The sequence below is a fragment of the Desulfovibrio simplex genome (genome assembly GCF_055387835.1).
Map to the genome: position 1 here is coordinate 662,126 of NZ_AP042377.1, position 24,305 is coordinate 686,430.

A 24,305-nucleotide genomic window follows, 5' to 3' on the forward strand; every position below is an offset into this window, starting at 1 on the left:
GCGCGGCCCTTTGACCACACAGACCATGCTGGAGGTATGATGAAAACTAAGCAGCTCGTTTTTATTCTTATAGCCATCGCCGCTATGCTGGGGATCACATTTCTGACTCCGGAAATGCAGGGGCTTGACGCCAAAGGCAAGGCTGCGCTTGGGGTGGGTGTTTTCGCTATTATTGTGTGGGTAACGCAATCACTGGATGACGCCCAAAGCGGGTTTTGCATTGTCGCCTTTCTCGTGCTTCTTGGAGCTGCAAAAATCAGCCAGGCTCTTTCAGGCTACGCCAACACTGGTGTCTGGATCGTCGTTCTTGGGCTTATCATGGCGGCTGGTATGGAAAGCAGCGGCCTGTCACGCCGGATGGCGCTGAATATGGTGAAAATGGCCGGTGGATCCCCAAAAAAAATGTATTGGGCCGTTGCCCTGATCACCCTGGTCATGACCTTTTTCATTCCTTCACTGGGCGCAAAGACGTTGTTGCTCATGCCTATTATCGCTCAGATGGGGCACGCCTTCGGCGCAGAAAAAGGCAAAAGCAACATGGTCAAGGGGCTTATCTTTGTCGTAACGATCACAGGAACCATGTACTGCATTGGCATCATGACCTCGCATGCGGCCAACCCCATCACTGTCAGCCTGCTGGAAAAAGCCACCGGGCATATGGTCACATGGGGGCAATGGTTTAAAATAGGCGCACCGCCGGCCTTTGTCTGTGGTTTGTTGGCTGTGCCCATTCTTATCTGGATGTGGCCGCCGGAAATTGACGATATCAGCGCCGGCCAGGCCTACGTCAGCAAAGAACTCGAAGCACTTGGACCCATGAGTTTTATTGAAAAATATACCATGGTCGTGTTCCTTCTCACCCTCGCCTTGTGGGCAACGGATACCTTCCATCGCATCAATGCCACGCTGGTTGCCATGATGTCCGTGATGGCCATGATAGCGCCAGGGCCGCAGCAGCTCATGACGTGGAAGCAGGCGGAAAAGAAGGTCCCGTGGAATATCTTCATCGTTTATGGCGCTGGCCTTTCTATGGGGTCCGTTCTTGTCTCCTCCGGGGCGGCGGCCTGGATCGCCAATACTTTCTTTACGCCACTTGTTAATTTTGATCTGAAAATGCAAGTGGTTATTCTTATATGGATCATGGTTGTCCTGCAATGTCTGTTCACCGGAGCAGGACCAAAAACTACCGCACTGACACCAGTGGTCATAGCATATGCAGTTGCTCAGGGTATAGATCCTACTCCATTTGTTCTCTTGGTCGGCATGAATATGCTGCACCAGTACTTATTGCCAGTATCAAACTTGCCTAACATTATTGGATTGGCAACAGAAGAGATTACTCCAAAGGAACTTATAAAGACTGGTGCGGTGATGAGTATTTTTAGCGCATCATTCATGAGTATTATGGTGTATACATATTGGACCTGGATAGGAATGTTTTCCTAGAGCAGATCAACGTTGCGGGTATGCGTTCGCAAGGTTGACGGCACGCCCGCCGCTACGGCGTGCGGCAGCACAGAAAAACATCGTCCACGCCCTGACGGCGAGCGACTGCTCTCGCCGCCGCCAGGGCATATCAGGCTCCGGTATTTATTTGTGGATTACAGGCGTTGCGCGACGCTGCGGGCAGGCAACGTCGGCACGGAGGGTTTCGGAGCCCTCCGATGTTCTTGACACAATTTTACGGATGCGCGGTTTCCCGGGCAGAACTACTGCCCCATGTTCTCACCACTGGCATTTGTGACGTAATGCCATCCGTCACAATTCAAGCCATAACAATGGCGCCGTGCGTGCTGGATGCAATTCGCACGGCAATACAAAGGAGATTTCATCGTACGGGCGTGAGCCCAAAGCCCTTCCGGTGTTCGATAGGCATTCCTGTCGTGGAGGCAGGGGCTTGTTGAATCAGCAGCATATAACCAAGCTGACAAGGAGCGTTGTATGAATGAGAGAGAACGTTGGTATTCTTTTATGGAAAAGCGTCATTTGTATGCGTTGATAGGCGCCATGGGAGCATGGACCATGGATGCAATGGACGTGTTGTTGTATGTAATGTCGCTAACAACCATTATGAAAGAATTTCAAATCAGCATGGCCATGGGGGGCATGCTGGCATCTGTAACGCTTTTTTCTTCAGCGCTGGGGGGCATCGCCTTTGGCGTTCTTGCAGACAAAATCGGACGTAAGAAATCCCTGCTTATCGCCATATCAATTTATACTGTCTGTACCGGCCTGAGCGCCATGGCCCATTCTGTAGTTGAGCTTGCCATCTATCGCACCATTCTCGGACTGGGGATGGGGGGCGCCTGGGCGGCCGGGGCATTGCTTGTCAATGAAACGTGGCCTTCGGAACATCGAGGCAAGGCTTCTGGTTTCATGCAGGCGGGATGGGCTCTCGGTTATATGCTCGCCGCCGTCCTTTCCGGTCTGATCCTGTCGCAGTACAGCTGGCGCGTACTCTTCCTGGTGGGCGTGATTCCGTCTCTGGCCATCCTGATCTTTATCTTTTTCAAGTGTGAAGAGCCTGAAGTATGGCTCGAATTTCGTGAAAAGCAGCGTTTCGCGCCCAAGGGACGCGAAGTTTCAACAAGTTTTCTTGATATTTTTAAAGGCAGATTTCTCAGGTTGACCATTGTGGGTGTGTTGTTCACCTCGTTCTTGCAGCTTGCCTATTGGGGACTGTTTACCTGGCTGCCTGGTTTTCTTTCCACTCCTGTCGCCAACGGCGGGGCGGGGATGGACATAGTAAAAACTTCCGGCTGGGTCTTTGCCATGCAGATTGGCGCTCTGGCTGGCTACTCATCCTTTGGTTTCGCAGCAGATAAATGGGGACGCAAGGCTGCCTTTGTGATTTTTCTGGCTGTCGCGGCCGTGCTGGTGCCGCTTTACGGCAGTTTGCGCGATCCCTTATGGCTGTTTGTTCTCGGCCCCTGTATCGGCTTTTTCGGTTCCGGCTATTTCAGTGGTTTTGGCGTTCTGCTTTCCGAGCTGTTTCCCACCCGTTTGCGCGGGGCTGGTCTCGGTTTCGTCTACAACGGAGGCCGTGGGGTAAGCGCCCTTGCGCCGATTATTATCGGAACGCTTGCCGGAAGCTTTGGCATAGGAACATCCCTTTTTATTACGTCATTTTTTTATCTCTGTGGAATAGCTGTTATTTTTATGTTGCCTGAAACCAAAGGGCAGGAGTTGCAGGAATGATTGACGCCGCTTTTTTGCATGACGCCTGTGATATGCACCTGCATTTTGGTCCCGACCTGATGCCGCGCAAATCCACGGCGCTGGAAATCGCAACTGGGGCGGCGGCTGCGGGCATGCGCGCCGTGTTGCTCAAAAACCATAACGTGCCCACATACCTGACAGCACACTGCGCTGACGAGGCTGTTGCAGGAGTGCGCGTATTTGGCGGGCTGGCATTGAACGCAGCGGTGGGCGGCATAAACCCTATGGCTGTCAGAACAGCGTGCAAAATGGGCGCAAAGCAGATTTGGATGCCCACCTCATCCTCCGTGCAGCATTTGCGGCACTTCAAAGAAAGCCAGACATGGGCGGTGCGGGTCTTTGATGACGATGGCGCGCCTGTTCCAGGTCTTGAAGAAGTGTTGGCGCTCATTGCCGAAGCTGACGTCATCTTGGGTACAGGGCACCTTGCCCCGGATGAAATTCGTAAACTGACGGGTATGGCAAAGGCGTGCGGCGTGAAAAAAATTCTGGTGACCCATCCGGAATTTGAGTGCGTCGCTTTGTCCATTGCAGACCAGAAAAAGCTGGCTGGCATGGGGGCATGTTTTGAACGGTGTTATTACGCATCAAATTCTTCGCAGAAATTGCCTGTGCGGGTTATTGCCGAACAAATTGAAGCTGTAGGATGGGACACAACGGTTGTTTCTTCTGATATGGGACAAGCTTCGAATCCGGAACCTGTCAAGGCCTTGCTGATGTTTGTGCAAGAATTGTCACAATGCGGAATCGCTCAAGAGCATTTAACGTACATGACAAAAGAGCTTCCGGCAAAAATGCTTGGTATTTACTAAATATTACAGTCTGCATGCGCTATCTATATGACATGATATGGGAAAAATTTTTGCAGATTGTCAGAATTATAGCGCATGCAGCATTCATAATAAATGAGGCATAAATGAAAATTCATGTGCTTTACCAGGGAATTCCAGCAAAGTTTATACAGGGTTATCTGTCGTGGCCTTCCTGCGTTTACGTGGAGAGCGGTGGGATAAAAATACTGTTTGATACCGGATTTGTTACTCAGCGCAAGGAGTTGCCAGAAAAACTGCAAAACATGGCAAATGTCTCCCCTGAGGATATAGATATTCTTGTGTTAAGCCATTTGCATTATGACCATGCGTACAATTTTGATCTTTTTCCAAGGGCGCGCATTTTGGCTCACAACAATGAGATTCATTATGCCACCCACGTTGATAAGGAAGAGTTCGCCTATCAGCGTTTTTTAACTGATGCAATAATTGCTACGGGCAGGCTCGTCGGAGTGGAAGAGGGGCATGTCGTAGCGCCCGGCATAACAACGCTTTTTGTACCTGGGCACACGCCGGGCTGTATGGCTCTTCTGCTGGCCCCAAAGGACCGGCCCGCCACCGTACTTGCCGGGGATGCCGTGAAGAATATTGCTGAACTCGCCACGGGCCGTATGCCCATGGTGACTCAGGCAGAAGATGCAGCGGCATCCATACGTAAGATCAGATCCTGTGCGCAGGTGGTAATTCCCGGACATGACAGGACGCTGCATGTTTTTCCGGACCGTATCGAGGCTGTCGCCGCAAGTGAACTCACCCTGAAATACGTGCCAGGCTGTGTGCCGACAGGGCATGCGGACGAGATGGAATTGGGCATCCCGGCAGGTTGCCTGCATATCGTCTCATAGTACAACAAACTTTGCGACAAGATGAAAATTAAGGGGAGCGCGACTTTCTAGCCGCTGTATCACCATCATCAAAAAATTGGAGGATGCTATGCCCGAGGAGTATACTGCTATGCTCACTCCTGAGCATAAGAAATTTCTTTTGGACCTGTTCGGGGACGAGGTTGCTTTTGACCCGGAAGTGCTGCGGGTTTACGCCTCGGACGCCAGCCTGAAAACCGGCTCGGTACTGGCCATGGTGCGGCCTGTGAACGTTGGGCAGGTATGCGAGTTCATGCGATGGGCCGAAGCTGAGAATATTGTGGTCCATCCCCGTGGCCGGGGAACAAGTCTGTCTGGCGGGTGTGTGCCCACAGTTCCTGGTATTGTCATTTCCATGCTTGGTATGGACAGGATTCTGGACATTTCCAAGGAGGATTTTGTCGCCGTCATCGAGCCTGGCGTCAACACGGCCCTGCTCCAGACCGAATGCGAAAAGCTGGGGCTGCTTTACCCGCCGGATCCCGCCAGCGGCAAGGCCACCAGCGTGGGTGGCAATGTGGCCACCTGCGCGGGCGGCCTGCGCGCCGTGAAGTACGGCGTCACCAGGGATTACGTGATCGGCATTGAAGCCGTGGTGCCGGGGGGAAGGCTGCTCAAGTTCGGCGGGCGTTCGCACAAGGACGTTATCGGCCTTGATGTCGGCCGCCTGTTCGTGGGCAGCGAAGGAACGCTTGGCATAATCACCAAGCTCATTTTGAAGCTCATTCCCAAGCCCGAAGCCTCGGCCTCGGTGCTTGTGGGCTATCCCTCGCTGGATGCGGCCCTTGCCTCCATGAGCAAGGTGTTTGCCGCTGGCATTTTGCCCTGCGCAGTTGAATTCATGAATGAGACGGTTCTGGACATTCTGACCAAAACCGGCGAGGTGCCGTGGCCGGATACGGTCAAATCCCTGCTGCTTTTTCAGGTGGATGGAAGCAAGGATACCGTTCCCTTTGAAAACGCCCGTCTTTCTCAACAGTTGAACGATGCGCTGTGGCGTATGGAAGGCGTGGGCAAGGAAGAGGAGGATGCCATATGGGCCTACCGCCGCAGGGTATCGGCAGCATCCTACGTACTGGGGCCGGACCGCATCGGCGGCGACATGGCTGTGCCCCGCGGCTCTATCCTCAAGGCAGTGCGGCGCTTTGAAGAAATCGCGTCTTCCAATGGAAAGCGGCTCATTGCTTTTGGTCATGCCGGCGACGGCAACATTCATGCGAATCTGCACTATGACGCCTCCGACCCTGACGATGCCCGTCGTACCGAGAAAACCCATCACGAACTGGACGCGGCCGCACTGGAATTTGGCGGCAGTCTTTCCGGCGAACACGGCGCGGGATTTCTCAAGGACGTGGGCAGGCAGCTCGGCAAGGAGGAACACGCCTTGATGCTTGACGTACGGCGGATTTTTGATCCCAAGGGGATCCTTAATCCCGGCAAGGGGTATTAAGATGAAAAGAGGTTGCACCCAATGCGGCGAATGCCTGAATGTTTGTCCGGTGTATGAACTCTTCAAGCGCGAGGAATACGCGCCCAAAGCCAAACGACTGCTGATGGAACCGCTTGATGCAGAATACGGCAGCGGGGTGGAAGAGGCTCTTTCCTGGGACACCATACGGGGACTTTCCCGCCTGTGCGCGGGCTGTGGCCGCTGCCAGCGCGCCTGCGCGCGCAAGCTTTCGACCGCCGATCTTCTGGCGGACGCCCGCGCACGAAATCCCCACTGGTCGCAAGCCCTCTGGGAAGTCTGGATACGGAGGCTCGGCCCTCTCTGGCCCATGGCCGGCAAGATTGCCATGCTCGCCCCTGACGCCATCATACCCGACAGCTTGCATTCTTTGCTCGGTACCGCCCGCGCCCTGGTTGATCTGCCGCCTTGTGACCCCTGGATGCTGCTGCAACCCGAAGAGCGCGTTCAGGGAACGCGTGTGGTTCTGTTCAGTGGCTGTACGGCGAATAACGTCCGGTCACGATGGACGGAAAAAGCGGAAAAGCTGCTGCGGGCCTGGGGGTATGAGGTTCTTGACGCTTCAGGCTTCACATGCTGCGGCGGAACTCTGCATCATGCCGGACAGTACAAAGCGCAAAAGAGCGCGCGCGACCAGAATGTGGAATTCTGGCGCTCGCTTGGCAGACCACTGGTGGCCAGCTTTTGCGCCTCGTGCAAGCACAGTCTTGAGGAGTACTCCGCCACGCTGCCCGAAGATGAAGGCAAGGAATGGAAGGAAAAATGCCGGGGACTGTCCGCCTTGCTGACCAAGCCGCGAGTACGGACCACAGGGCGCGCTCCGGCGGTGGTGGCCTATCACCAACCCTGCCACTGGAATGCGGCGGACCCTGACATGCCCCTGCTCAAGCTCGGCCTGCCCGGCCTGAAGAAGGGCACGGGCCTGTGCTGCGGCATGGGGGGCATCCTGAAAATGAGCAACCCTGGCCTCTCAATGGACATGGCCCGAAAGTGTTTTGAGGGCTTCGCCCCTGAAGCGCGCGCAGTTATTACCGGATGCAGCGGCTGCGTCATGCAGCTTGCCTCCGCGGCTCCCGAAGGTACGGAAGTGCGTCACTGGCTGGATATAGCGGATGTGGAGACCGCATAAACAGGCACGGATGCTTTGAATGGCACAAACGTCGTGTGTGGCAGGCTGGAGTATGGCAAAATACGTATAATCCGCTGCTGAGAGAGTCCTGCATATCGTTTCAGCGGCCCATGAGGAGGTTCCCCGTGGCGAATAAGTTCGAGGAATACGGAAAAAAGTATGGCAATATTATTGCGCTGGTGGTGGCGCTATTGGTCTGGATTCTTCCGACGCCGGAAGGTATGAATCTTACACAGCATAAGCTTCTGACGATTTTTTCAGGAGCAGTAGTGTTATGGATCACACTGAGTGTTTCAGTTGCAACAAGCAGTTTTATTATTGTTTCATTGCTTTATTTCTGGGTGGGCAATGCTGAGGGCGCCATTAAGGACGGAGCGCTGGTGCATAATGCCGGCTTCGCCCTGTCTGGTTTTGCTTCTCCTGCCTTATGGATGCTTGTTACAGGTTTTATTATTTCCATTGCCATGACTGAAACGGGCATGGCGCGGCGTGTGGCTTTACATCTTATGCGCCTGTTCGGGAAAACGCCTGGGGGGGCCATTCTTTCTCCAATGATAGCCAACCTGCTGGTAGCCCCCCTGACCCCATCCAATACTGCGCGTACCGCAGCCATGTTGCCCATTGTTGAAGGCGTGGCGCAGGCCTATCAGGCAGAAAAGGGCAAAAGCAATTTCGCCAAGGCGCTTTTTATTTCCAACACGTTCGCCTCCAATATCACTGCTGGCGGCTTTCTTACTGGAACAATTCCCAATCCTATCGCCATTGGCATGATTATAGCCGCTGTCGGCAGCGCTTCCGCCGTGACGTCGTGGGCATTCTGGGCGCTGGCGGCCTTGCCTGCAACGCTTATTGTGCTGATTGGCAGCGCATATGTTGTACGCTGGCTGTTTCCCCCGGAAATGAAGTCCATCCCAGGCGGTCTTGATTATATCAAGCGCGAGCTGGAATCTATGGGGCCAATGAGCATCAAGGAAAAAAAGGCACTCCTTTTCTTTATCCTGGCTCTTACCCTGTGGGCCACGGATATGTGGCACCATTTCAACTCTACCATGGTGGCTTTTGCCGTGAGCACATGTATTCTCTTTCCGGGAATCGGCGTCATAACCTGGAAAGAAGCGCAAAAGCATGTGCCGTGGGAACTGTTTGTATATTTTGGCGGCGTCATAACGTTAAGCAGCGTGCTTATGAAGACCAAGGCCTTTGAGTGGCTCATAAAGGCCGGGTTAAGTTCTCTGGGTTTGACTCATGTGGAAATGCTGCCCCTGGTTATAGGCCTTATGGGCTTCACCATATTCAGTCACGTCATCTGGTCCACAACAACGGCCATGGCCGGGGTCATGATTCCCATTTACATCGGGCTTGCCCAGTCCTTTGGCTTCCCGATCGCAGGCTTTGTGCTGCCTCAGGCGATTCTTATGGGATACGCCCTGTTTTTGCCCTTCAACACCATGGGCAACATCATCATGTTCGGGGCTGGATACTATACAGTGAGCGAACAACTTAAAGCGGCTTTTGCGGTGGGGCTTTTCTCGTGGGCGGTATGGGCCATTGCGGCAGTCGTGTGGTTCCCCCTGATCGGACTTTACTAGAGCATTTTAACTTTGAAAAAGTGTAGATGCTCCAACGCTGCACCAAAGTGCAGCGCGCCACAACGTGGTGTGGATTCAGCCGCAAATCGCATTTTTCGGCTGAATGAAAACTTTGAAATGTGAAGCAGTTCAAAGTTAATCTGCTCCAGTTTGGCGAACTGCGCACAGAAGACAGGCTTGACGCATACGGCGGTCCGCCAGGAGCGGACCAACTTTGAGAATGTGCATTTTCAAAGTGTCAGGCCGCCGCATCGACGCTGCACAGTGAAGGCAGATTGCACTTTCGCCCGCACGGCGAGCGCCGGCGCACGCGGCCGCCAGAGCAGTTTTACAATTAACTTGTTAAAAAAAACAGAACTCAGTTCAGCGCGGGTATGGCAAGGCAGCATGCGCCATGCCCGCGCCGGAAAGCCATCGCTTTGAAGATGCTCGCAATAAGGAGAAAACATGACCATAACCCGTAAGCCGTTGCCGCCAATGGCACGTATACGTCAAAGTTTCATTCGGCCAAAGGTGGATGATCCCGTTGCCGAAATGGTCGCACAGATGGATTTGCTGACCCCGCGCATCAAGCCTGGAACAACAGTCGGCATTACCGTTGGAAGCAGGGGCATCCAGAATATTTGCGCGATGCTTGAAGCCGCGATTGGCGTGGTGCGCCGTTGCGGCGCGCAACCTGTGCTTCTGTCCGCCATGGGCAGCCACGGAGGTGGAACCGAAGAAGGGCAGAAAGAGGTGCTGGACAGTCTTGGCATCACTGAAGAGCGTCTTGGAGCCAAGGTCATCACGTGCTCAAGCTGCCGCAGCATCGGGCAAACACCGGATGGCCTGACAGCTCATATGCTCGATTCCGCTTTTACTGTGGATGCCATTATTCCCATCAACCGGGTGAAAACACATACGTCATTCAAGGGTTGCGTAGAGAGCGGCATGTGTAAAAAACTTGTGGTCGGCCTTGGCGGCCCCGGTGGAGCGGGGCAGTTTCACAGCCTTGGTCAGGCGCAGCTCCCACGCTTGCTTGTGGATGTCAGCCGCATTATCCTTGAAAAAATGCCGGTTATTGGCGGCGTGGCCATTGTTGAAAACGCCTATGAAGAGACAGCCCGCATTCAGGCTTTGCTCGCGGAAGATATGATAGATAAGGAAATTGAATTGCTGGTATGGTCCAAAACCCTCATGCCCGCATTGCCTGTGGACTCTCTTCACGGTCTTGTTGTGGAGGAAATGGGCAAAAATTTCAGTGGAACAGGGGTTGATACCAATATTATTGGCCGGCTTCGTATTACTGGCGAACAGGAACCGGAAACTCCACGCATCCGCTATGTTTCTGTACTGGATCTTTCCGAAGAATCGCACGGCAACGCCACCGGCATCGGCCTTGTGGACTTTACGACCCAGCGTCTGGTGGACAAGGTGAACCGTAAGGCTACATACTTGAACAATCTGACGACCACTTTTGTTACCAGGGCTTTTTTGCCAACCTGGTATGATACGGAACAGGAAGCACTGGAAACAATGATGTTCTGTCTTCGTAGCGTCCCCCTTGAGGATGTGCGCCTGGTTCGTGTTCCCAATACTCTTTACCTTACGGAATGTTATGTGACGGAAGCGGTTTTGCGTGATCTGACGGACTCGTCCCGCTTTACAGTGATTCATGAGCCGCGTCCTGTGGTTTTCGATGCGGAAGGGCGTCTTGCCGATCGTATAGGCAGGCCCTGCGACCATTAGCACCCCTTCAGTGCCAGGGGCAGAGTCAGGACGCATATGCAGCGGCCCTGCCCGAAATCAGCCGGATTGCATACCGGTGCGGTGTGTTTTATTCGCCACACCGGTATGCACACAAACAAGTTTGCTCTAAGGTGTTTTCAGGCCTGCGAGGCACGCTCGAGCTGTTTCACGTTTGAATTGCTCCGGCGGCTGCGTGACCAGGCACTCGCCGTGGAGGCACAAGCACTGTTTGCCCGCGCTGTTCAGCGTTAAGCGGGCATGTCACAACAGTTGAGAATGTATGCTCTCAAAAGTGATCCGCTCTGGTAAGGAATGTTACTTGCTCCACACTGAAAACCAGCGATATAACATCATATATTGTGGTGGAAAGGCAGGAGATTCATGAGGCCAATTGTTGTTATCGCTCCTGAAAGCGACAGTTATCAGATGGTGCAGAGGATAGCTGCAGAGCTTGGCATCCAAAAAAACATTCGCCTGCATCTGACGGGGTTAAGCCGCTCGTTGAGCGCGGCTCGTCAGGCTGAGGCGGAGGGGGCGCACGTTATTGTCGTGCGGGGATGGTCTGCAAACCAGATTGTTGAAGCGGGAATTAAAACTCCTGTGGTCTTTTTGCCTATAAGTATGCAGGATATTGTTCATGTTTTGACGCAGGCCCAGAGTAAGGCCCAATCCGACAATCCCCGTATTGGTTTTATCGTGTATCCGCAGCTTCAGACTGAGCTGGCGGCCATAAGCAGCCTGTTGCAGGTCGATCTGCGCATTTACCCCAGCGGAAGCAACCCCGAGGATATGCGGCGCACAGTTGAGCAGGCAGCCAATGATGGAGTGGACATTATTATTGGCGGCGAAACATCGCTGGGTTTTGCCGAAACTATGGGAATCCGCGGTCAATTACTTATATGTGGCGAAACATCCATCCGTCAGGCCTTGCTTGAGGCAAACCGTATCGTCTATTCGCGCGAGCTTGAGCAGACGCAGAGCCTCAAATTCAAAACGGTTGTTGAGCATTCGCGTGACGGTATCGTCTCGCTTGACGCATCGGGGCGTGTAATGCTCATCAATCCGGTCGCGCGCAGGATGCTTCGCCTCAAAAATGATATAACGCACCACTTATTCAAAAATATTGTTGATCTGCCACATATGAGCTGCTGTCTTCTTTTGGGAAAAAGCATCGTTGATGAAATGGCTGAAGTGGAAGGACGCAAGCTGTTGTTTTCGGCCATACCTATTCATATGGGATCCGTGGTGCATGGCGCTGTCATTACGTTTCAGGAGCCACGCGCCATTGCCGCCAAAGAAAGTAAAATCCGTGATGATGCCGTTCATGCTGAAATGGTCGCGCAACACGTCTTTAGTGACATTCTGGGTGATTCGCAAAGTATAAAAAATGTCATTATGCGAGCTCAAAAGTTTGCCCAGTCACATCAACCTGTACTTATTCAAGGAGAAACCGGGACAGGCAAGGAATTGTTCGCGCAGGCGATTCATAACGCAAGCCCGCGCCGGGGGGAGCCTTTTGTTGCCATCAACTGTGGAGCATTGCCGCAATCGCTGCTGGAATCAGAGCTTTTCGGTTATGAAGAAGGGGCTTTCACCGGTGCAAGCCGTAAAGGCAAACCCGGTCTTTTTGAGTTGGCGCACAAGGGCACGCTTTTTCTGGATGAGGTGGCGGAACTTGATTTACGCGCGCAAAGGCGGTTGCTGCGCGTACTTGAAACACAAAAAGTGCTGCGTATCAGCGGCACGCGCAATATCTGCATTGATGTGCGCATTATTGCGGCAACGAACGCGAACCTTTGGGACAAGGTGCAGAGAAATCTTTTTCGATCAGATCTCTTTTACAGATTGTCTGTGCTGCTTCTGACGCTTCCTGCTTTACGGGATCGTTGTGATGATGTCATGATATTGGCTCGCTATTTTCTTGAACACGCAGATGAAAACGCTCTTTCATCCAACGAGTTCACGCCGGATGCCGTTGATATGCTGCGCAATTACACTTGGCCGGGGAATGTGCGTGAGCTTCGCTATTTTATTCATAGGCTTTGCGTGACGGCGCCGCCGGTACTCAATGCCGAAACCGTCCAGGCAGAGCTGTTGCCATTTCAGAGCTCACCGGCGAAGCGGCGTCCTGTTATTTCATCACCCCCTTCTCTGGAACACCAGGGACGGCGGGATGAAAAGGAGACCATCCTCAAGGCCCTGGAATCGTGCAATGGGCACCAGGGCAACGCGGCGAAATTGTTGCAGATAAGTCGAAGTACATTTTACAGAAAAATGCGTAAGCATGGTTTTTAATGCCAGGGCGGTTTACCTTTCCCCGAGTAATCGCCTTATGTAAAAACGAGAGAACTAACAAAACTGGCATGATGTCAATATGTTATAGAATTTTCGCATTGAGAATATCCATTCCCAATGCTTTCAGGACGCCCGCTTCGGCGCGTAACCGCGCAAATAAACAGCGCTTACGCCTCTGCGGGCAGACGAATGCCGTGTTTTCAGAGGTCGTTTCCAGCATGGTTTTGCGGTCTTCAATTCCTGCCCTGTACCCGGCAAAGAGTTGGCCGCGCCCCGGAGCGATGCAGTGGAGTGGCGGAAGTTGTTTGACGGCCCCCATGTGCGAACCTTGGCCAGCAGCCGGGATTACGCCCCGCACTTTCACGACCAGACTTCCTGCACACACGGGGGGTGGTCGGCCGCGCCCAAGACGGCGCGGTGAGGCAGGCTGCCCTCCTCGCACAACAGCCGCAATATTTCCCGGCCGCGTTCAAACGCTCCGGGCACATCGGCTTGGTTCAGCCATAGCAGGCGTACGGCTTCGGCTGGCGCGCACTTGAACATTCCTTTGGGGTGCGCACAGAGGCGAACCACTGAGGCCGACGTGACAGGATCGTCCAGCGCCAGTCCGCTCAGTTTCGCATAACGCTCGCTCCGGCAGACGTGCTGCTCGTCCAGGGGCGCGCCGATCGCCGTCAGCCCGGCCACGGCCAGTACGTGGGTGCTGCATGCGGGTATGACCGGCTCGTGGTCGGCGGGAGCCTTGATGGGCAGGCGGCGCGCCCCATCGGCCTCCACCAGAATCCAGTCGAAAATCCTCATTCTATACAAATCGTGGATGAAGCCCGTGGTGAGGCCCCGGAGCTTGGCACCCTCCTCAGCCCAGGCCAGGCAAGCGGGCCGACTCTGGTTGGCGGTCTCCCTGCATTCTTCCAGAAACCGGGAGTTGTCCTCCCCAAGTATCAGGCGAACCTGATCCGGAGCGGGCGGAAATATCCGGGTCGTCGTGGTGCAGGCCACCCTGGCTCCTCCGGCTGTCAGTTCCGTGGCCAGACGGAACATGAGGGAGGTCTTGCCACCCGCGCCGACAATGGCCAGCAGGCCCGTGCCGGGCAAGTCAAGCGCGCGGGACATGACGCTGGACGAAACACCCCCGATGTCAAAGGGCATGATTCCGTGCTTCGGACATGGCCTGGGGCCGGGGCCGCGTTCCGGCACGCTCAATTGTAGGTCCTCATGATGCATTCCAGCACGGCCCCTCCGATGGCGCGGCCCTTGTCCGAAATGGTATTCAGGTATGAGGTGTCGCCCCGGGGGTCGATGTCCCCAAGCTTGAGGCCCTGGGACACATGGTCGTTTGTTCGAATCTGACCGCGCAGCAGGCCGGAGATCTCGGCCGTGACCGGTTGGCCGTCGACCCTGCCCAGAACCTGCCCCTTGTCCACCATGTCGCCGAGGGCGCAGTTCCATACCAGCTTGCCTGCCACGGGCGCGCGCAGAACCCGCTCCTTGGCGAAGCCGCCGATGGCGCCGGGGATGCCCGTGTTGGGAACCGCCGGCCCCTGGGTGATGATGCGTCCCAGGTCGTGGCCGCGATTGGTTTCGATGACGAGGTGCACGTCCTTGCTGGCCTCGAATCCCGGTCCCAGGCCGATGACCAGGGGGGCGTCCGTCAGGCGGGTGCCGAGGTTGCGTTTGGCAAGAATGGCGTCCACGAGCACATCGGGCCTGACGACCTTCAGGCTGCCCCAGGCCGGATCCACCAGCACCGGCAGTTCACCGGCTTCCCAGACCCTCTGGATCTGCGCCGCGTCTTCCACGCGCACGCCCCGCACGCCCTCGATCTGGCAGAAGCTGTCGTGGACGGCCTCGCAGAAGCTGACCGTGCGCCGGACCGCGAGGGGACGGGGCGTTTCCAGGATGACGATGTGCCGCAACCTGGCCTGGTACAGGCACCAAGCGACGGCGGAAGCCATTTCCCCGCCGCTCTTGATGGCGATGATCCGTTCGCTCAAACGCATGTGACCTCCTCAATGCTTGGCAAGCGGGGGAGAGGGCCTCTCCCCCGCGGTGTATGGCTGGTGAAAAAGGGGCGCCCTCTTCCGTTCTACCGGCCCCAAGTCAGGTATTCATGGATGGAATCGGCGGCTTTCCGGCCAGCGCCCATGGCCAGAATGACCGTGGCTGCGCCGGTTACGATATCGCCCCCGGCCCAAACCCCCTTTTTGCCGGTTTTCCCTGTCTCGGGGTTGGTCATTACATAGCCCCGTTTGTTGAGCGGCGGATCCGGCGTGGAGCGGGTCAGCAGCGGGTTGGCGCCGGAGCCTATGGCCACGATGGCCAGGTCGCACTTGACCACGAACTCCGAACCGGAAATTTCGATCGGCCGCCTGCGGCCCGACGCGTCCGGTTCGCCCAGTTCCATGCGTACGCACTCAATGCCTGTCAGCTGCCCCTTGTCGCTGCCAAGGTAGCGCACAGATTTGGCCAGTATCTCGAAATGCAGGCCTTCTTCAAAATTGCAGCATGAACATGAGGGATGTCAGGTTGCCTTGGGAGCTCGCTCTGGTCCTGAATTCCCGAAGGTGACTCAGGGAGGCGCCCAGACCCCACTTGGGGTAAAAGAAACTCACTTGCGGACCTATGGCATGTTTCTCTTCGCGGTCGTTCGTGGCGCCAGGCCCGCTGTCGTTGGCAACCTGCCAGTGGCTGTAGCCGGCCACGCCGACGTCCCAGTAGTCAAACAGGGTTTTGCCCAGGCCCCACTCGAAATGAAAGCTGTCGCCGGAGGTTCTGTTGGTGTCCTGCTGCCGGGTGTTGATCTCGTAACGGGGCAGGATGGAGGCGGACCAGGTCCTTTCCGCGTCGAGGTAGACAGTGCCGCCGGCAGTGAACATGAAGCTCCAGAACCCCTTGCCGGGGCTGGCCGGCTGGCGGTAGTCAAACTGGCCCGATGGCAAGTACACGCCCGCGCCAAGAGCCGCATCGTAGCGGGGACCGTGCCAGGCCAGAAGGAACGGCTCGACGAGGATGTCGCCCAGGCCGAATCCATTGTCGCTGAAAGAAGCCGGGCCTGCGTTTTTCATTGAAATATCGGTACTGATCAAGGGGATGCAGATGTCGGCAATAAGGTTGCCGCCGAGAATCTCGATGTTCGACGAATAGATAGCGCGGTTGACCAGGGCGTAGACGTTCACTTTGAAATCCGCGTTGACCTTATGCCCATTATTGTCCAGCATCTTGTCGGCAGAATAGAAGACATTGTAAACTCTCCAGTAAACCCCTGGAGGTGGAAGGGTTGCGGCTTTAATGCCCTCCACGCCGCTCAGGTAGTGGCTTGGGCCGGCCAGTACCGTGGACCCCGATAGCAGCAAGACCGCCGTTATAATGGCCGAGAACAGGTTTTTCATAATTCTCTCTCTTGGCTGTAACGGCGCAGGGGGAAACCCCTGCGCCGTTACCATTTAGGGATTCAAGGCGCTGAAAACACGCTCCGGAGTCATTGGCAGTTTTTTGAAGCGGTAGCCCGTGGCGTTGGCTACGGCGTTGGCGATGGCCGACGCGGGGCAGACAAGGCTGCACTCGCCAGCCCCCTTGGCCCCGAAGGGACCTGTCGGATCGCTGGACTCAACGATGATGGCGTGGATTTCAGGCATGTCCTCGGCTGTGGGCAGCATGTAATTGTGCATGCTGTACTGCTGCTGACGCCCCTTGTCGCTGTAGGTGATCTCTTCGCTCAGGGCATAGCCGATGCCCTGCGACACGCCGCCCTCAATCTGGCCTTCGACGATCATCGGGTTGATGGCCTGGCCGACGTCGTGGGCCGCGGCCAGCTTGATGATCTGCACCTGTCCGGTGCGGGTATCAACTTCTACCTCGGCGAAGCAGGCGTGCCACGGAGGGGCGTTGTCGGGCACGATGCGGCCCACGCCGATGAACTGCTTGTTGCGGACATGGGCGTGGTAGGCCAGATCCGCCATCGTCACGGAGTTGCCTTTGCGTTCCTTGATTCCCTCGAGCTGGCAGAGCCCCGAGCCCGAGCACTCGTCCAGGCTTTCAGCTATGGGAGCGACAATGCTGTTTTTGATCTCCAGGCGTTCGGGTGCGATGTTGAAGTACCCGGCCGCGTACTCCAGAATCTGCCGACGGGCGTCGGCCGCGGCGGCCTTGATGGCCGTGCCCGCCGCGTAGCAGGTGCGGCTGGCGTGGCTGCCGATGTCAAAGGGCGTGCTCAGTGTGTCGCCGTAAGTCAGGCCGACGTTGTCCATATTCATGCCCAGGGCCTCGGCCGCGATCTGCACCAGACTCGTGCTGGTGCCCGTGCCGATGTCCGGCACGCCCGAGGCCACGATGACGGACCCGTCGATCTGAACGGTCACGTAGGCGTTGTCGTAGTCCACACAGAAGGGCCAGGCGTTGCTCACATGGGTGCCCACGGCCATGCCCAGACCGCGCACCTTGGCGGAGCCCGGAGCATTCAACGTGCCGCGGCGGCTCCAGCCGATGCTCTCGGCACCCTGGCGTATGCACTCGGCCAGGGCCGTGCTGCTGCAGGGGAAGGGCAGGCACCACGGATCGCCGACCCGCATGATATTTTTCAGTCGCAGTTCCATCGGGTCCATTCCCAGCTTCTCGGCCATCATGTCCACCACCTGCTCCAGGGCCAGGTTGCCCTGGGGATTGCCGAAGCCGCGCATGGCGCCGGCACTGGTGCGGTTGGTGTAAACACTGTGTCCGAAATAGCGCTGGTGCGGGATGCGGTAGATGGCCAGGCTCGTGCCCCCGCAGACGGCGGGCATTTCCGCCCCGAACGTACAGAAGGCGCCCGTGTTGAAGATTCCCTTCATGTCCAGGGCCTGGAAGGTCCCGTCCTTCTTGGCCCCGAGTTTTACAGTGACGTGCCCGGCGTGCCGGGTGTCGGAGGCGATGAAGTCTTCCTTGCGCGTGTAGACCAGCTTGACGGGCTGCCTGGTCATCAGGGCCAGTCCCATAGCGATGGGTTCCGCCTTGCCGCTCAAGCCGATGCGCACGCCGAAGCCGCCGCCCACATAGGGGGGAGCCAGAACGCGGATCTTGCTCATGGGGATGTCGAAGATACAGGACAGAATAGCTCGGGACGGGTGCGGGGTCTGGGTGGTGGACCAGACGGTCACGTCGCCGTTGCCGTCGACCTGGGCCACGGCTGCCTGGGTCTCCATCTGAACCTGCTTCTGCACGGGCAGTTCAAAGGATTCTTCGATGACGACGTCCGACTCGGCAAGGCCCTTCTCCACATCGTTAAAGGGGATCTTCACGATTTCAGCCGGGATGTTCTTTCCTTCGGGCGTGCAGCCCTTTCCCGCGTGCAGTTCGGGCGCTTCGGGCTTCATGGCCTCAAAGGCGTCGAAGACGGCGGGCAGAAGTTCATACTCTACCTTGATCAGGGACAGGGCCTGTTCGGCAACATTTTCACTGGTAGCGGCCACGGCGGCCACCTCGTCGCCCACATGCCGGACCACTTCGTCAAAGAGGTACTGGTCAAGCACCCGTTCCAGCTTCGGGATGGTCAGGAACATGGGGGCGGCGGCGTTGAACAGGTTCCTGGGTCCGTTCTTGTGGGTCATGACCGCCTTGACGCCCGGCAGCTTTTCGGCTTCGGAGGTGTCGATATTGACGATGCGGGCGTGGGGGTGCGGGCTGCGCAGGACCTTGGCGTGGAGCATCCCCGGCAGGAAGACGTCCGAGGTGAAGAGGCCCCGGCCCGTGGTCTTGTCCACGCCGTCGCGTCTGTTGATGCTTTTTCCTACGTATTCGAAAGGACTCATTGGTCACCTCCCTTGACGGCAGCCGTCCGGAGTTTGAATGCGGCGTCCTCCACGGCTTCTTCGATTTTAATGTAGCCGGTGCAGCGACAGATGTTTCCGCCCACGGCTTCCCGGATCTGGTCCTTTGAAGGAGACTTGTTTTTGTCCAAAAGGGCCTTGCCGGACATGATCATGCCCGGCGTGCAGAAACCGCACTGCACGGCACCCTTGTCGATGAAGCTTTGTTGCAGCGGATGCAGGCCATCGAGCCCGCCCACGCCTTCGATGGTCTGAATGTCAGCGCCCTTGGCGCGCATGGCCGGGACGAGACAGGCGTTTACGGCCTTGCCATTAAAGATGACGGTGCATGCGCCGCATTCGCCTTTGCCGCAGCCGCGTTTGGTGCCCGTGAGGTGCAATTTTTCGCGCAGCACATCAAGGAGCGTCTCTGAGGGAGAGACGGCGACCTCGATGATTTCCATGTTAAGTCGAAATGAAATGATCTGGTTTGGCATGGTTTTCTCCGTTACGCCCCGCGGGCATCCTCGACTGCTGCTTGAAGTACCCGTTCGACGAAAACGGGCAGGACCCCCATCCGGTATTCTTTGGAACCGCGGATGGCGCTACTGCGGAATACGGCATGGTTGCGCGCCAATTGACCAGCTTTGGCCATGTTCTCCGCGTTCACGAGCGAACCCTTCAAGAATTCCTCGGCGTCCAGAGCGCGCTGCGGCCCCGCGCCCACAGGGGCGATGACCAGCCGGACCCAGTCGAACGTGTCGCCATCAAGGGCGACCATGGCGGAGACGGCGAGCATGGGTAGAGACAGGGCCTTGCGCTGTTCCATGCGCAGGTAGGCCGAGCCCTGATTCTTCTGCTTCACAGGGAAGTGGACGTGGGTCACGACCTGACAGCAACTGTCGATGCAGGAGAGGCACACCCCGGCGTACGTGTCTGCCAGGGGCATGGTCTGCATGCCGTCGAGGTTGGTCACTTCGACCGTGGTGTCGAGGCAGGCCAGAGCCACGGCGGCGTCGGCGGCGGGGTTGCCCGTGACGATGTTGCCGACGATGGTGGCCGTGTTGCGGATCTGCAGCGAACCAATCTTGCTGCAGGCCTGGGCCAGAGCCGGAGCGTGTTTCAGGATGTGTTCAGACTTGGCAGCCTGGGCGTGGGTGACGCTGGCGCCGATACGGATGAACCCGTTTTCTTCGGTAATGTTCTTGAGTTCGGCAATCGTGGTCAGGTCTACCAGCACATCGCAGAGGTTCTTGCTGTCCTGGTGCTCCAGAAGCAGGTCAGTACCTCCGGCGATGATGCGGGCCCGCCCCCTGTTGGTACTGAGAGCCGTGACCGCTGCGGAGACGGTCGCCGGAAAAACGTAGTTTTCAACCATAGCTGCACTCCTTGGTGTATTCGAACACGGCCGGGATGCCGATGCCGAACGTTGTTTCCTCCTGTTGGAAGAAATATGCCAAGCTGCAACGCATTGTAACATAATGAAATTAAATGACATGACAACAAAATAAAAACAGAGGCCATAACGTTTGTTATGGCCTCTGCTTCATGCCCAGGGGGCTTTGTTCCAGCTACAAAATAATTGCAGCTTGTTACATCAATGTGTTGCGATTATTCGTTTCTTAACAAGCCATGCAAAAGGTTATAATCCGCTTTTTTTCAGGCGTTTGCTAAGGGCTGGCTGCGATATGCCCAGCCACCTTGCAGCCACTGTTTGCACGCCGCCCGAGCGGCTCATGGCCTCGCGCACCAGGCTTTGCACCGCCTTCTCGATGGTCGGCAGGGTGGCGGGAAAGCCAAGCCCCTCTTCCGTGCCGCAGGCGGCCATGGTGTCGTTGTCCGGCCCGCAGGAGAAGTCTCCGCCGTCCCAGCGCCCTATGGCGTCGAAGGCGAAGGAGCGCAGTTCGCGGACATTGCCGGGAAATGGGTAATCACTCAGCCTGTCCACAAGGTAGTGGCTTGGTTTGGGAGCCTCCTTGCCGAAGCTTTCCGCCCCCTGCCTCAAAAACAGTTCAAGCAGGACCGGGATGTCTTCGGTGCGTTCGCGCAAAGGCGGAATGCGAACCATGTGCGTGCACAGGCGGTAGTAAAGATCCTTGCGAAAGCTCTTCTCGCGGGTCATGGCTTCCAGATCGCGGTTGGTGGCCACCACCACCCGCGCCTCGGACGGATGGGGAACGTCGGCGCCCAAGGGCAGGTATTCGCGTTCCTGCATGAGGCGCAGCAGTTTGACCTGGGAGGATTCTTTCAACTCGCCGATCTCGTCGAGAAACAGGACGCCGCCGGCGGCCTGCTCAACCAGGCCCTTGCGAGCCGTGACCGCGCCGGTGAAGGCTCCCTTGCGGTGGCCGAAAAGCGTGTCGCTGAAGACCATGTCGTCAAGACCCGCCACGTTGACGGCCACAAAAGGCTTCTGAGGGCAGGTCAGCTTGTGTACGGCCCGAGCGGTCAGTTCCTTGCCCGTGCCTGTCTCGCCCATTATGAGGATGGGTTCGGCGGAGGCGCAGATGGCCTCGAGGTACTGGAATATCTGGCGCATCTTGGGGCTGACCGTGGTGAAGTGGGCGAAGGCCTCAGGTTTGGACAGACGGTCCAGCACAAGGCACTGGCGCAAGGACGTGTTCTCGCGGCGCAGGCGGCTCACTTCCAGAGCCGTGCGCACCGACGCCGTCAGACGTTCCTTTTCCACTGGTTTGGCCAGATAATCCTGGGCGCCGAGCTTCATGCAGGCCACAGCCGATTCGATGGACTCCACGCCTGTGGCCACGATGACGGGCAACTCGGGCCGCGTCTCCCGCACATGGGCCAAGACCTCCTCACCGCTGACGCCCGGCATGCTCAGATCAAGGATCATGGCCCCCAGAGGCTGGCTGTCAATGATGCCCAGAGCCCTGGCCGGGTTTTCGCAACAGATGACATTGTCAATGCCATTGGAGCGCAGGCACATATCAAAACTGGTCAGGATGTCTGTCTCGTCATCGACAATCAGGACAGGAAGGGATTGCATTTTCGCACCTCTCCTTGACGGCGGATGGGGAAGGCCAGTCGAACCTGCGTTCCTTTGCCCAGGCGGGACTGGATTGTCATTTCGCCGCCGTGCTCCTGCATAATTCTATTTGAAATGGAAAGCCCCAGCCCCGTCCCTCCGCAAGCGCGTTTTGTGGTGTAGAAGGGATCAGTCACGTGAGGCAAATCTTCACTGCTGATGCCTTGCCCCTCGTCGTTCACTTCCAGCCAGATTTGCCCGCCTTCCTGATCGAAACCGGTGCGGACGCTGATTGCTTTTGATTTGTCGGGCAGGGCCTCGCAGGCATTCTGAAGAATATTGATGACGATCTGCTCGATCTTCTGAAAATTTCCCTGAAGGTGCGGGATGCCGAAACCGTGAACGATCGTCAGTCTGTTTGTGGCCTTATGCAACTGGTTGCCGAGGAGCAGCACGGCCGCCTTAAGGACGCCGTTGATGTCGATGACCTCGTTCATGACCATGGACCCTTGGCGGGCGTACTCCTTGAGATCGCTCACGATGTGCTTGATGCGTTTGGACGAGGCTATAATGCCGGAGAAAAGCTCGGGGACGCGCTCACGGGCGTAGGAGTAGCGCAGATTGCCGAGCATGAAGTCGCCATTCTCCTCCATGTATGAGTCAAGAATGGGGAGCGCGTCGTTCCACATGTGCTGCAGGAGCGGGATGTTCAGGATGATGGAGTTGTTGGGGTTGTTGACCTCGTGGGCCACGCCCGAGACCAGAATCCCCAGCGACACCATTTTGCCGGCCTGCACGAGTTGCTCGTACTCGATCTTGGCCCTGTCCTCGGCGTTCTTGTGCTCGCTGATGTCACGAAAGGCAATGAGCGTTGTGCTCGAACGCAGGCACACGCGCTTGACGTTGGCCAGAAGCACGCGTCTGTTGCCGTGCTTGTCTGTGATCTCGACTTCCAGGTTGCTGATCTCACGGGCCATCCGCAATTCACCAGGCGAGTAGAACTGGTAGCCGACAAGGTCGAAGATGGTTTTGAAGGCGGAAATCTCGTCCGCACCGTAGCCAAAAATGCTCCTCACGTTGCAACTTACGAAAACCACCTTGCCTTCGTCAGTGGCAAGAAAGATGACGTCCCAGATGCTTTCCAGGGTAATACGGTGAAATTCCTCAGATTCTTGCAGCATTTCGACCCAGCGTTTATATTGGGTCAAATTTCTGTAGTTTTTGACAATGCCGAGCACTTCTCCGGCGGCGTTGCGAAGGGCCGCGGCCTTGACCATGCAGGACTTGCGCTCGCCCGACTCGGACACGAACTCCTTTTCAAAATCCGTCTTGGACTGGCCGACCACAAGTTCCTGGATGATGCAGTGATCCCTGCATTTGTGGTGGCAAGGAAAAATATCGAAGCATTTTCTGCCTATCACGCCTTCAATGGGGCTTTCCACCAGCTTAAGAAAGGCGTGGTTGGCGCGAACGATGTTGCGATCCGAATCGAGAACGAGGATGCCGTCGCCGGAAGTGTCGAATATTTGCTCCAGTTCAAGATAGGCATGTTCGAGATTGTACTCCGTTTTTTTGCGGCGTGCGATTTCTTCGTTAAGAGAGTCGTTGTACTCCTGCAGGGTCCGTGTCCTGTCTTCAATGATTTTCTCCATCATATGCAGCAAGGCCTGCCGTTCTTTCTCCTTTTCCTTGATATCCGTGATGTCTTTGAAGGTGGCCAGTACATAACCTTTTCCGTCCACCTCGATACGGTTCAGGATGACCTGCGTATCGATGAGGATTCCATCGCGGCGAAGGTCCTTCCACTCGAACTTCTGTATGTTGCCTCTATATGCCTCGTTTATTTTCCTGCAGGCCATCTCGTATGAATTTTCACCGCCTGGCTGTACGGGGGGGGCGAAGTCGCTGGGGAAGAAACCAATGATGTGCTCCTGATCGCAACGCCAGATTTGGCAGGCCTCCCGGTTGCATTCGGACAGCTTCTCATCGAGGAGCAGCACTCCGTCCGACAAGCCCTGAAAGATGGCCTCGTACTTAACCAGCTTTTTCCTCATGGCCGCGATTTCTGACTCCCTCTCATCCAGGAGCCGGGCCATCTCTTCATGATCCGCAGACAGAGGCTCCTCGAAACATTGAATATCCACGATTCCCGCACTGCGGGATGAGAGCGAGCACATAAGCAAACCTCCCTTTTGGGAGGAACGTAACAAAATTCTGGCGCATATTCCACAGGATTCAATCCGGGCTTGATTGTACGTTGAAGCAAAGACCACGAGAGACAGGGGGGCGCAATACCGCCTCACCCCGCAGGCCCATATTCGCCGCATTCAGCGTAATGTCGCTGCCCATGCCGCCCATTGCCACGCCCGCATCGGCGGTTTGCGGAGCCGGAGCGTTCGTTCGCGCCGTAGCCAATCA

Annotated in this window: 20 protein-coding genes; 9 read left to right on the plus strand and 11 right to left on the minus strand. The window is 56.4% G+C overall.

Going from position 1 to position 24,305, the window contains the following annotated elements:
- Positions 1-36: 36 nt before the first annotated feature.
- From ACZ5DH_RS02680 to ACZ5DH_RS02710, 7 genes are all read left to right on the plus strand, one after another.
- Entirely contained in the window at positions 37-1,446 is a 1,410-nt protein-coding gene (locus ACZ5DH_RS02680; RefSeq protein ID WP_464255615.1) for an SLC13 family permease, read from the plus strand.
- Positions 1,447-1,941: 495 nt separating this feature from the next.
- On the plus strand, positions 1,942-3,198 hold the full coding sequence (locus tag ACZ5DH_RS02685) for an MFS transporter (protein WP_464255616.1): 1,257 nt from the start codon (positions 1,942-1,944) through the stop codon (positions 3,196-3,198).
- Positions 3,195-4,031 carry a DUF6282 family protein gene (locus tag ACZ5DH_RS02690; protein WP_464255617.1) on the plus strand — a complete coding sequence of 279 codons (837 nt, stop codon included), beginning with the start codon at positions 3,195-3,197 and terminating at the stop codon, positions 4,029-4,031. Before ACZ5DH_RS02685 ends, ACZ5DH_RS02690 begins: the two co-directional genes overlap by 4 nt.
- Before the next feature lie 104 nt (positions 4,032-4,135).
- The gene (locus tag ACZ5DH_RS02695; protein ID WP_464255618.1) at positions 4,136-4,894 is read left to right on the plus strand and encodes an MBL fold metallo-hydrolase; all 759 of its coding nucleotides are present in this window, start codon (positions 4,136-4,138) and stop codon (positions 4,892-4,894) included.
- Between the two features lie 88 nt (positions 4,895-4,982).
- Positions 4,983-6,362, plus strand: a complete 1,380-nt coding sequence (locus ACZ5DH_RS02700; protein ID WP_464255619.1) for an FAD-binding oxidoreductase — start codon at positions 4,983-4,985, stop codon at positions 6,360-6,362.
- A 1-nt stretch (position 6,363) separates the two neighbouring features.
- On the plus strand, positions 6,364-7,509 hold the full coding sequence (locus ACZ5DH_RS02705; RefSeq protein WP_464255620.1) for a (Fe-S)-binding protein: 1,146 nt from the start codon (positions 6,364-6,366) through the stop codon (positions 7,507-7,509).
- A 125-nt stretch (positions 7,510-7,634) separates the two neighbouring features.
- Entirely contained in the window at positions 7,635-9,098 is a 1,464-nt protein-coding gene (locus ACZ5DH_RS02710) for an SLC13 family permease (protein WP_464255621.1), read from the plus strand.
- A gap of 230 nt (positions 9,099-9,328) precedes the next feature.
- On the opposite strand, the gene ACZ5DH_RS02715 is transcribed toward ACZ5DH_RS02710, so the two are convergent.
- A complete protein-coding gene (locus ACZ5DH_RS02715; protein ID WP_464255622.1) occupies positions 9,329-9,547 on the minus strand; it encodes a hypothetical protein in 219 nt (72 codons plus the stop codon).
- Here ACZ5DH_RS02715 and ACZ5DH_RS02720 point away from each other — a divergent pair.
- Positions 9,546-10,826: a nickel pincer cofactor-dependent isomerase, group 22 gene (locus ACZ5DH_RS02720; protein WP_464255623.1), complete on the plus strand. Its 1,281-nt coding sequence runs from the start codon at positions 9,546-9,548 to the stop codon at positions 10,824-10,826. The genes ACZ5DH_RS02715 and ACZ5DH_RS02720 overlap by 2 nt on opposite strands.
- A gap of 381 nt (positions 10,827-11,207) precedes the next feature.
- Complete coding sequence (locus ACZ5DH_RS02725) at positions 11,208-13,121, plus strand: sigma 54-interacting transcriptional regulator (RefSeq protein ID WP_464255624.1); 1,914 nt, start codon at positions 11,208-11,210, stop codon at positions 13,119-13,121.
- Between the two features lie 82 nt (positions 13,122-13,203).
- Here ACZ5DH_RS02725 and ACZ5DH_RS02730 read toward each other — a convergent pair whose 3' ends face one another.
- The 10 genes from ACZ5DH_RS02730 to ACZ5DH_RS02775 form a co-directional block, all read right to left on the minus strand.
- Positions 13,204-13,485 (minus strand): hypothetical protein, encoded by a 282-nt coding sequence (locus tag ACZ5DH_RS02730; RefSeq protein ID WP_464255625.1) that lies wholly within the window; start codon positions 13,483-13,485, stop codon positions 13,204-13,206.
- Positions 13,482-14,270: a selenium cofactor biosynthesis protein YqeC gene (gene yqeC, locus ACZ5DH_RS02735; RefSeq protein WP_464255626.1), complete on the minus strand. Its 789-nt coding sequence runs from the start codon at positions 14,268-14,270 to the stop codon at positions 13,482-13,484. Before yqeC ends, ACZ5DH_RS02730 begins: the two co-directional genes overlap by 4 nt.
- 50 nt (positions 14,271-14,320) lie before the next feature.
- The gene (yqeB, locus tag ACZ5DH_RS02740) at positions 14,321-15,121 is read right to left on the minus strand and encodes a selenium-dependent molybdenum cofactor biosynthesis protein YqeB (RefSeq protein WP_464255627.1); all 801 of its coding nucleotides are present in this window, start codon (positions 15,119-15,121) and stop codon (positions 14,321-14,323) included.
- An 86-nt stretch (positions 15,122-15,207) separates the two neighbouring features.
- Positions 15,208-15,579 carry an FAD-dependent oxidoreductase gene (locus ACZ5DH_RS02745; protein WP_464255628.1) on the minus strand — a complete coding sequence of 124 codons (372 nt, stop codon included), beginning with the start codon at positions 15,577-15,579 and terminating at the stop codon, positions 15,208-15,210.
- Positions 15,580-15,613: 34 nt separating this feature from the next.
- A complete protein-coding gene (locus ACZ5DH_RS02750) occupies positions 15,614-16,510 on the minus strand; it encodes a SphA family protein (RefSeq protein ID WP_464255629.1) in 897 nt (298 codons plus the stop codon).
- 54 nt (positions 16,511-16,564) lie between these two features.
- A complete protein-coding gene (locus tag ACZ5DH_RS02755; RefSeq protein ID WP_464255630.1) occupies positions 16,565-18,904 on the minus strand; it encodes a xanthine dehydrogenase family protein molybdopterin-binding subunit in 2,340 nt (779 codons plus the stop codon).
- Positions 18,901-19,398 carry a (2Fe-2S)-binding protein gene (locus ACZ5DH_RS02760; RefSeq protein WP_464255631.1) on the minus strand — a complete coding sequence of 166 codons (498 nt, stop codon included), beginning with the start codon at positions 19,396-19,398 and terminating at the stop codon, positions 18,901-18,903. The genes ACZ5DH_RS02755 and ACZ5DH_RS02760 overlap by 4 nt, the downstream gene beginning before the upstream one ends.
- A gap of 11 nt (positions 19,399-19,409) precedes the next feature.
- Complete coding sequence (locus tag ACZ5DH_RS02765) at positions 19,410-20,279, minus strand: FAD binding domain-containing protein (RefSeq protein WP_464255632.1); 870 nt, start codon at positions 20,277-20,279, stop codon at positions 19,410-19,412.
- 264 nt (positions 20,280-20,543) lie between these two features.
- Complete coding sequence (locus ACZ5DH_RS02770) at positions 20,544-21,908, minus strand: sigma-54-dependent transcriptional regulator (protein ID WP_464255633.1); 1,365 nt, start codon at positions 21,906-21,908, stop codon at positions 20,544-20,546.
- Entirely contained in the window at positions 21,887-24,031 is a 2,145-nt protein-coding gene (locus tag ACZ5DH_RS02775) for a PAS domain-containing sensor histidine kinase (protein WP_464255634.1), read from the minus strand. Before ACZ5DH_RS02775 ends, ACZ5DH_RS02770 begins: the two co-directional genes overlap by 22 nt.
- Between the last annotated feature and the right edge of the window lie 274 nt (positions 24,032-24,305).

What these genes read in the sequence shown, in the direction of transcription:
- ACZ5DH_RS02770 (WP_464255633.1), bottom strand. Translation starts at nt 21,908, where the DNA reads ATGCAATCCCTTCCTGTCCTGATTGTCGATGACGAGACAGACATCCTG.
- ACZ5DH_RS02720 (WP_464255623.1), top strand. Translation starts at nt 9,546, where the DNA reads ATGACCATAACCCGTAAGCCGTTGCCGCCAATGGCACGTATACGTCAA.
- ACZ5DH_RS02685 (WP_464255616.1), top strand. Translation starts at nt 1,942, where the DNA reads ATGAATGAGAGAGAACGTTGGTATTCTTTTATGGAAAAGCGTCATTTG.
- yqeB (WP_464255627.1), bottom strand. Translation starts at nt 15,121, where the DNA reads ATGCGTTTGAGCGAACGGATCATCGCCATCAAGAGCGGCGGGGAAATG.
- ACZ5DH_RS02760 (WP_464255631.1), bottom strand. Translation starts at nt 19,398, where the DNA reads ATGCCAAACCAGATCATTTCATTTCGACTTAACATGGAAATCATCGAG.
- ACZ5DH_RS02755 (WP_464255630.1), bottom strand. Translation starts at nt 18,904, where the DNA reads ATGAGTCCTTTCGAATACGTAGGAAAAAGCATCAACAGACGCGACGGC.
- yqeC (WP_464255626.1), bottom strand. Translation starts at nt 14,270, where the DNA reads ATGCCCTTTGACATCGGGGGTGTTTCGTCCAGCGTCATGTCCCGCGCG.
- ACZ5DH_RS02725 (WP_464255624.1), top strand. Translation starts at nt 11,208, where the DNA reads ATGAGGCCAATTGTTGTTATCGCTCCTGAAAGCGACAGTTATCAGATG.
- ACZ5DH_RS02705 (WP_464255620.1), top strand. Translation starts at nt 6,364, where the DNA reads ATGAAAAGAGGTTGCACCCAATGCGGCGAATGCCTGAATGTTTGTCCG.
- ACZ5DH_RS02695 (WP_464255618.1), top strand. Translation starts at nt 4,136, where the DNA reads ATGAAAATTCATGTGCTTTACCAGGGAATTCCAGCAAAGTTTATACAG.
- ACZ5DH_RS02680 (WP_464255615.1), top strand. Translation starts at nt 37, where the DNA reads ATGATGAAAACTAAGCAGCTCGTTTTTATTCTTATAGCCATCGCCGCT.
- ACZ5DH_RS02750 (WP_464255629.1), bottom strand. Translation starts at nt 16,510, where the DNA reads ATGAAAAACCTGTTCTCGGCCATTATAACGGCGGTCTTGCTGCTATCG.
- ACZ5DH_RS02765 (WP_464255632.1), bottom strand. Translation starts at nt 20,279, where the DNA reads ATGGTTGAAAACTACGTTTTTCCGGCGACCGTCTCCGCAGCGGTCACG.
- ACZ5DH_RS02690 (WP_464255617.1), top strand. Translation starts at nt 3,195, where the DNA reads ATGATTGACGCCGCTTTTTTGCATGACGCCTGTGATATGCACCTGCAT.
- ACZ5DH_RS02715 (WP_464255622.1), bottom strand. Translation starts at nt 9,547, where the DNA reads ATGTTTTCTCCTTATTGCGAGCATCTTCAAAGCGATGGCTTTCCGGCG.
- ACZ5DH_RS02700 (WP_464255619.1), top strand. Translation starts at nt 4,983, where the DNA reads ATGCCCGAGGAGTATACTGCTATGCTCACTCCTGAGCATAAGAAATTT.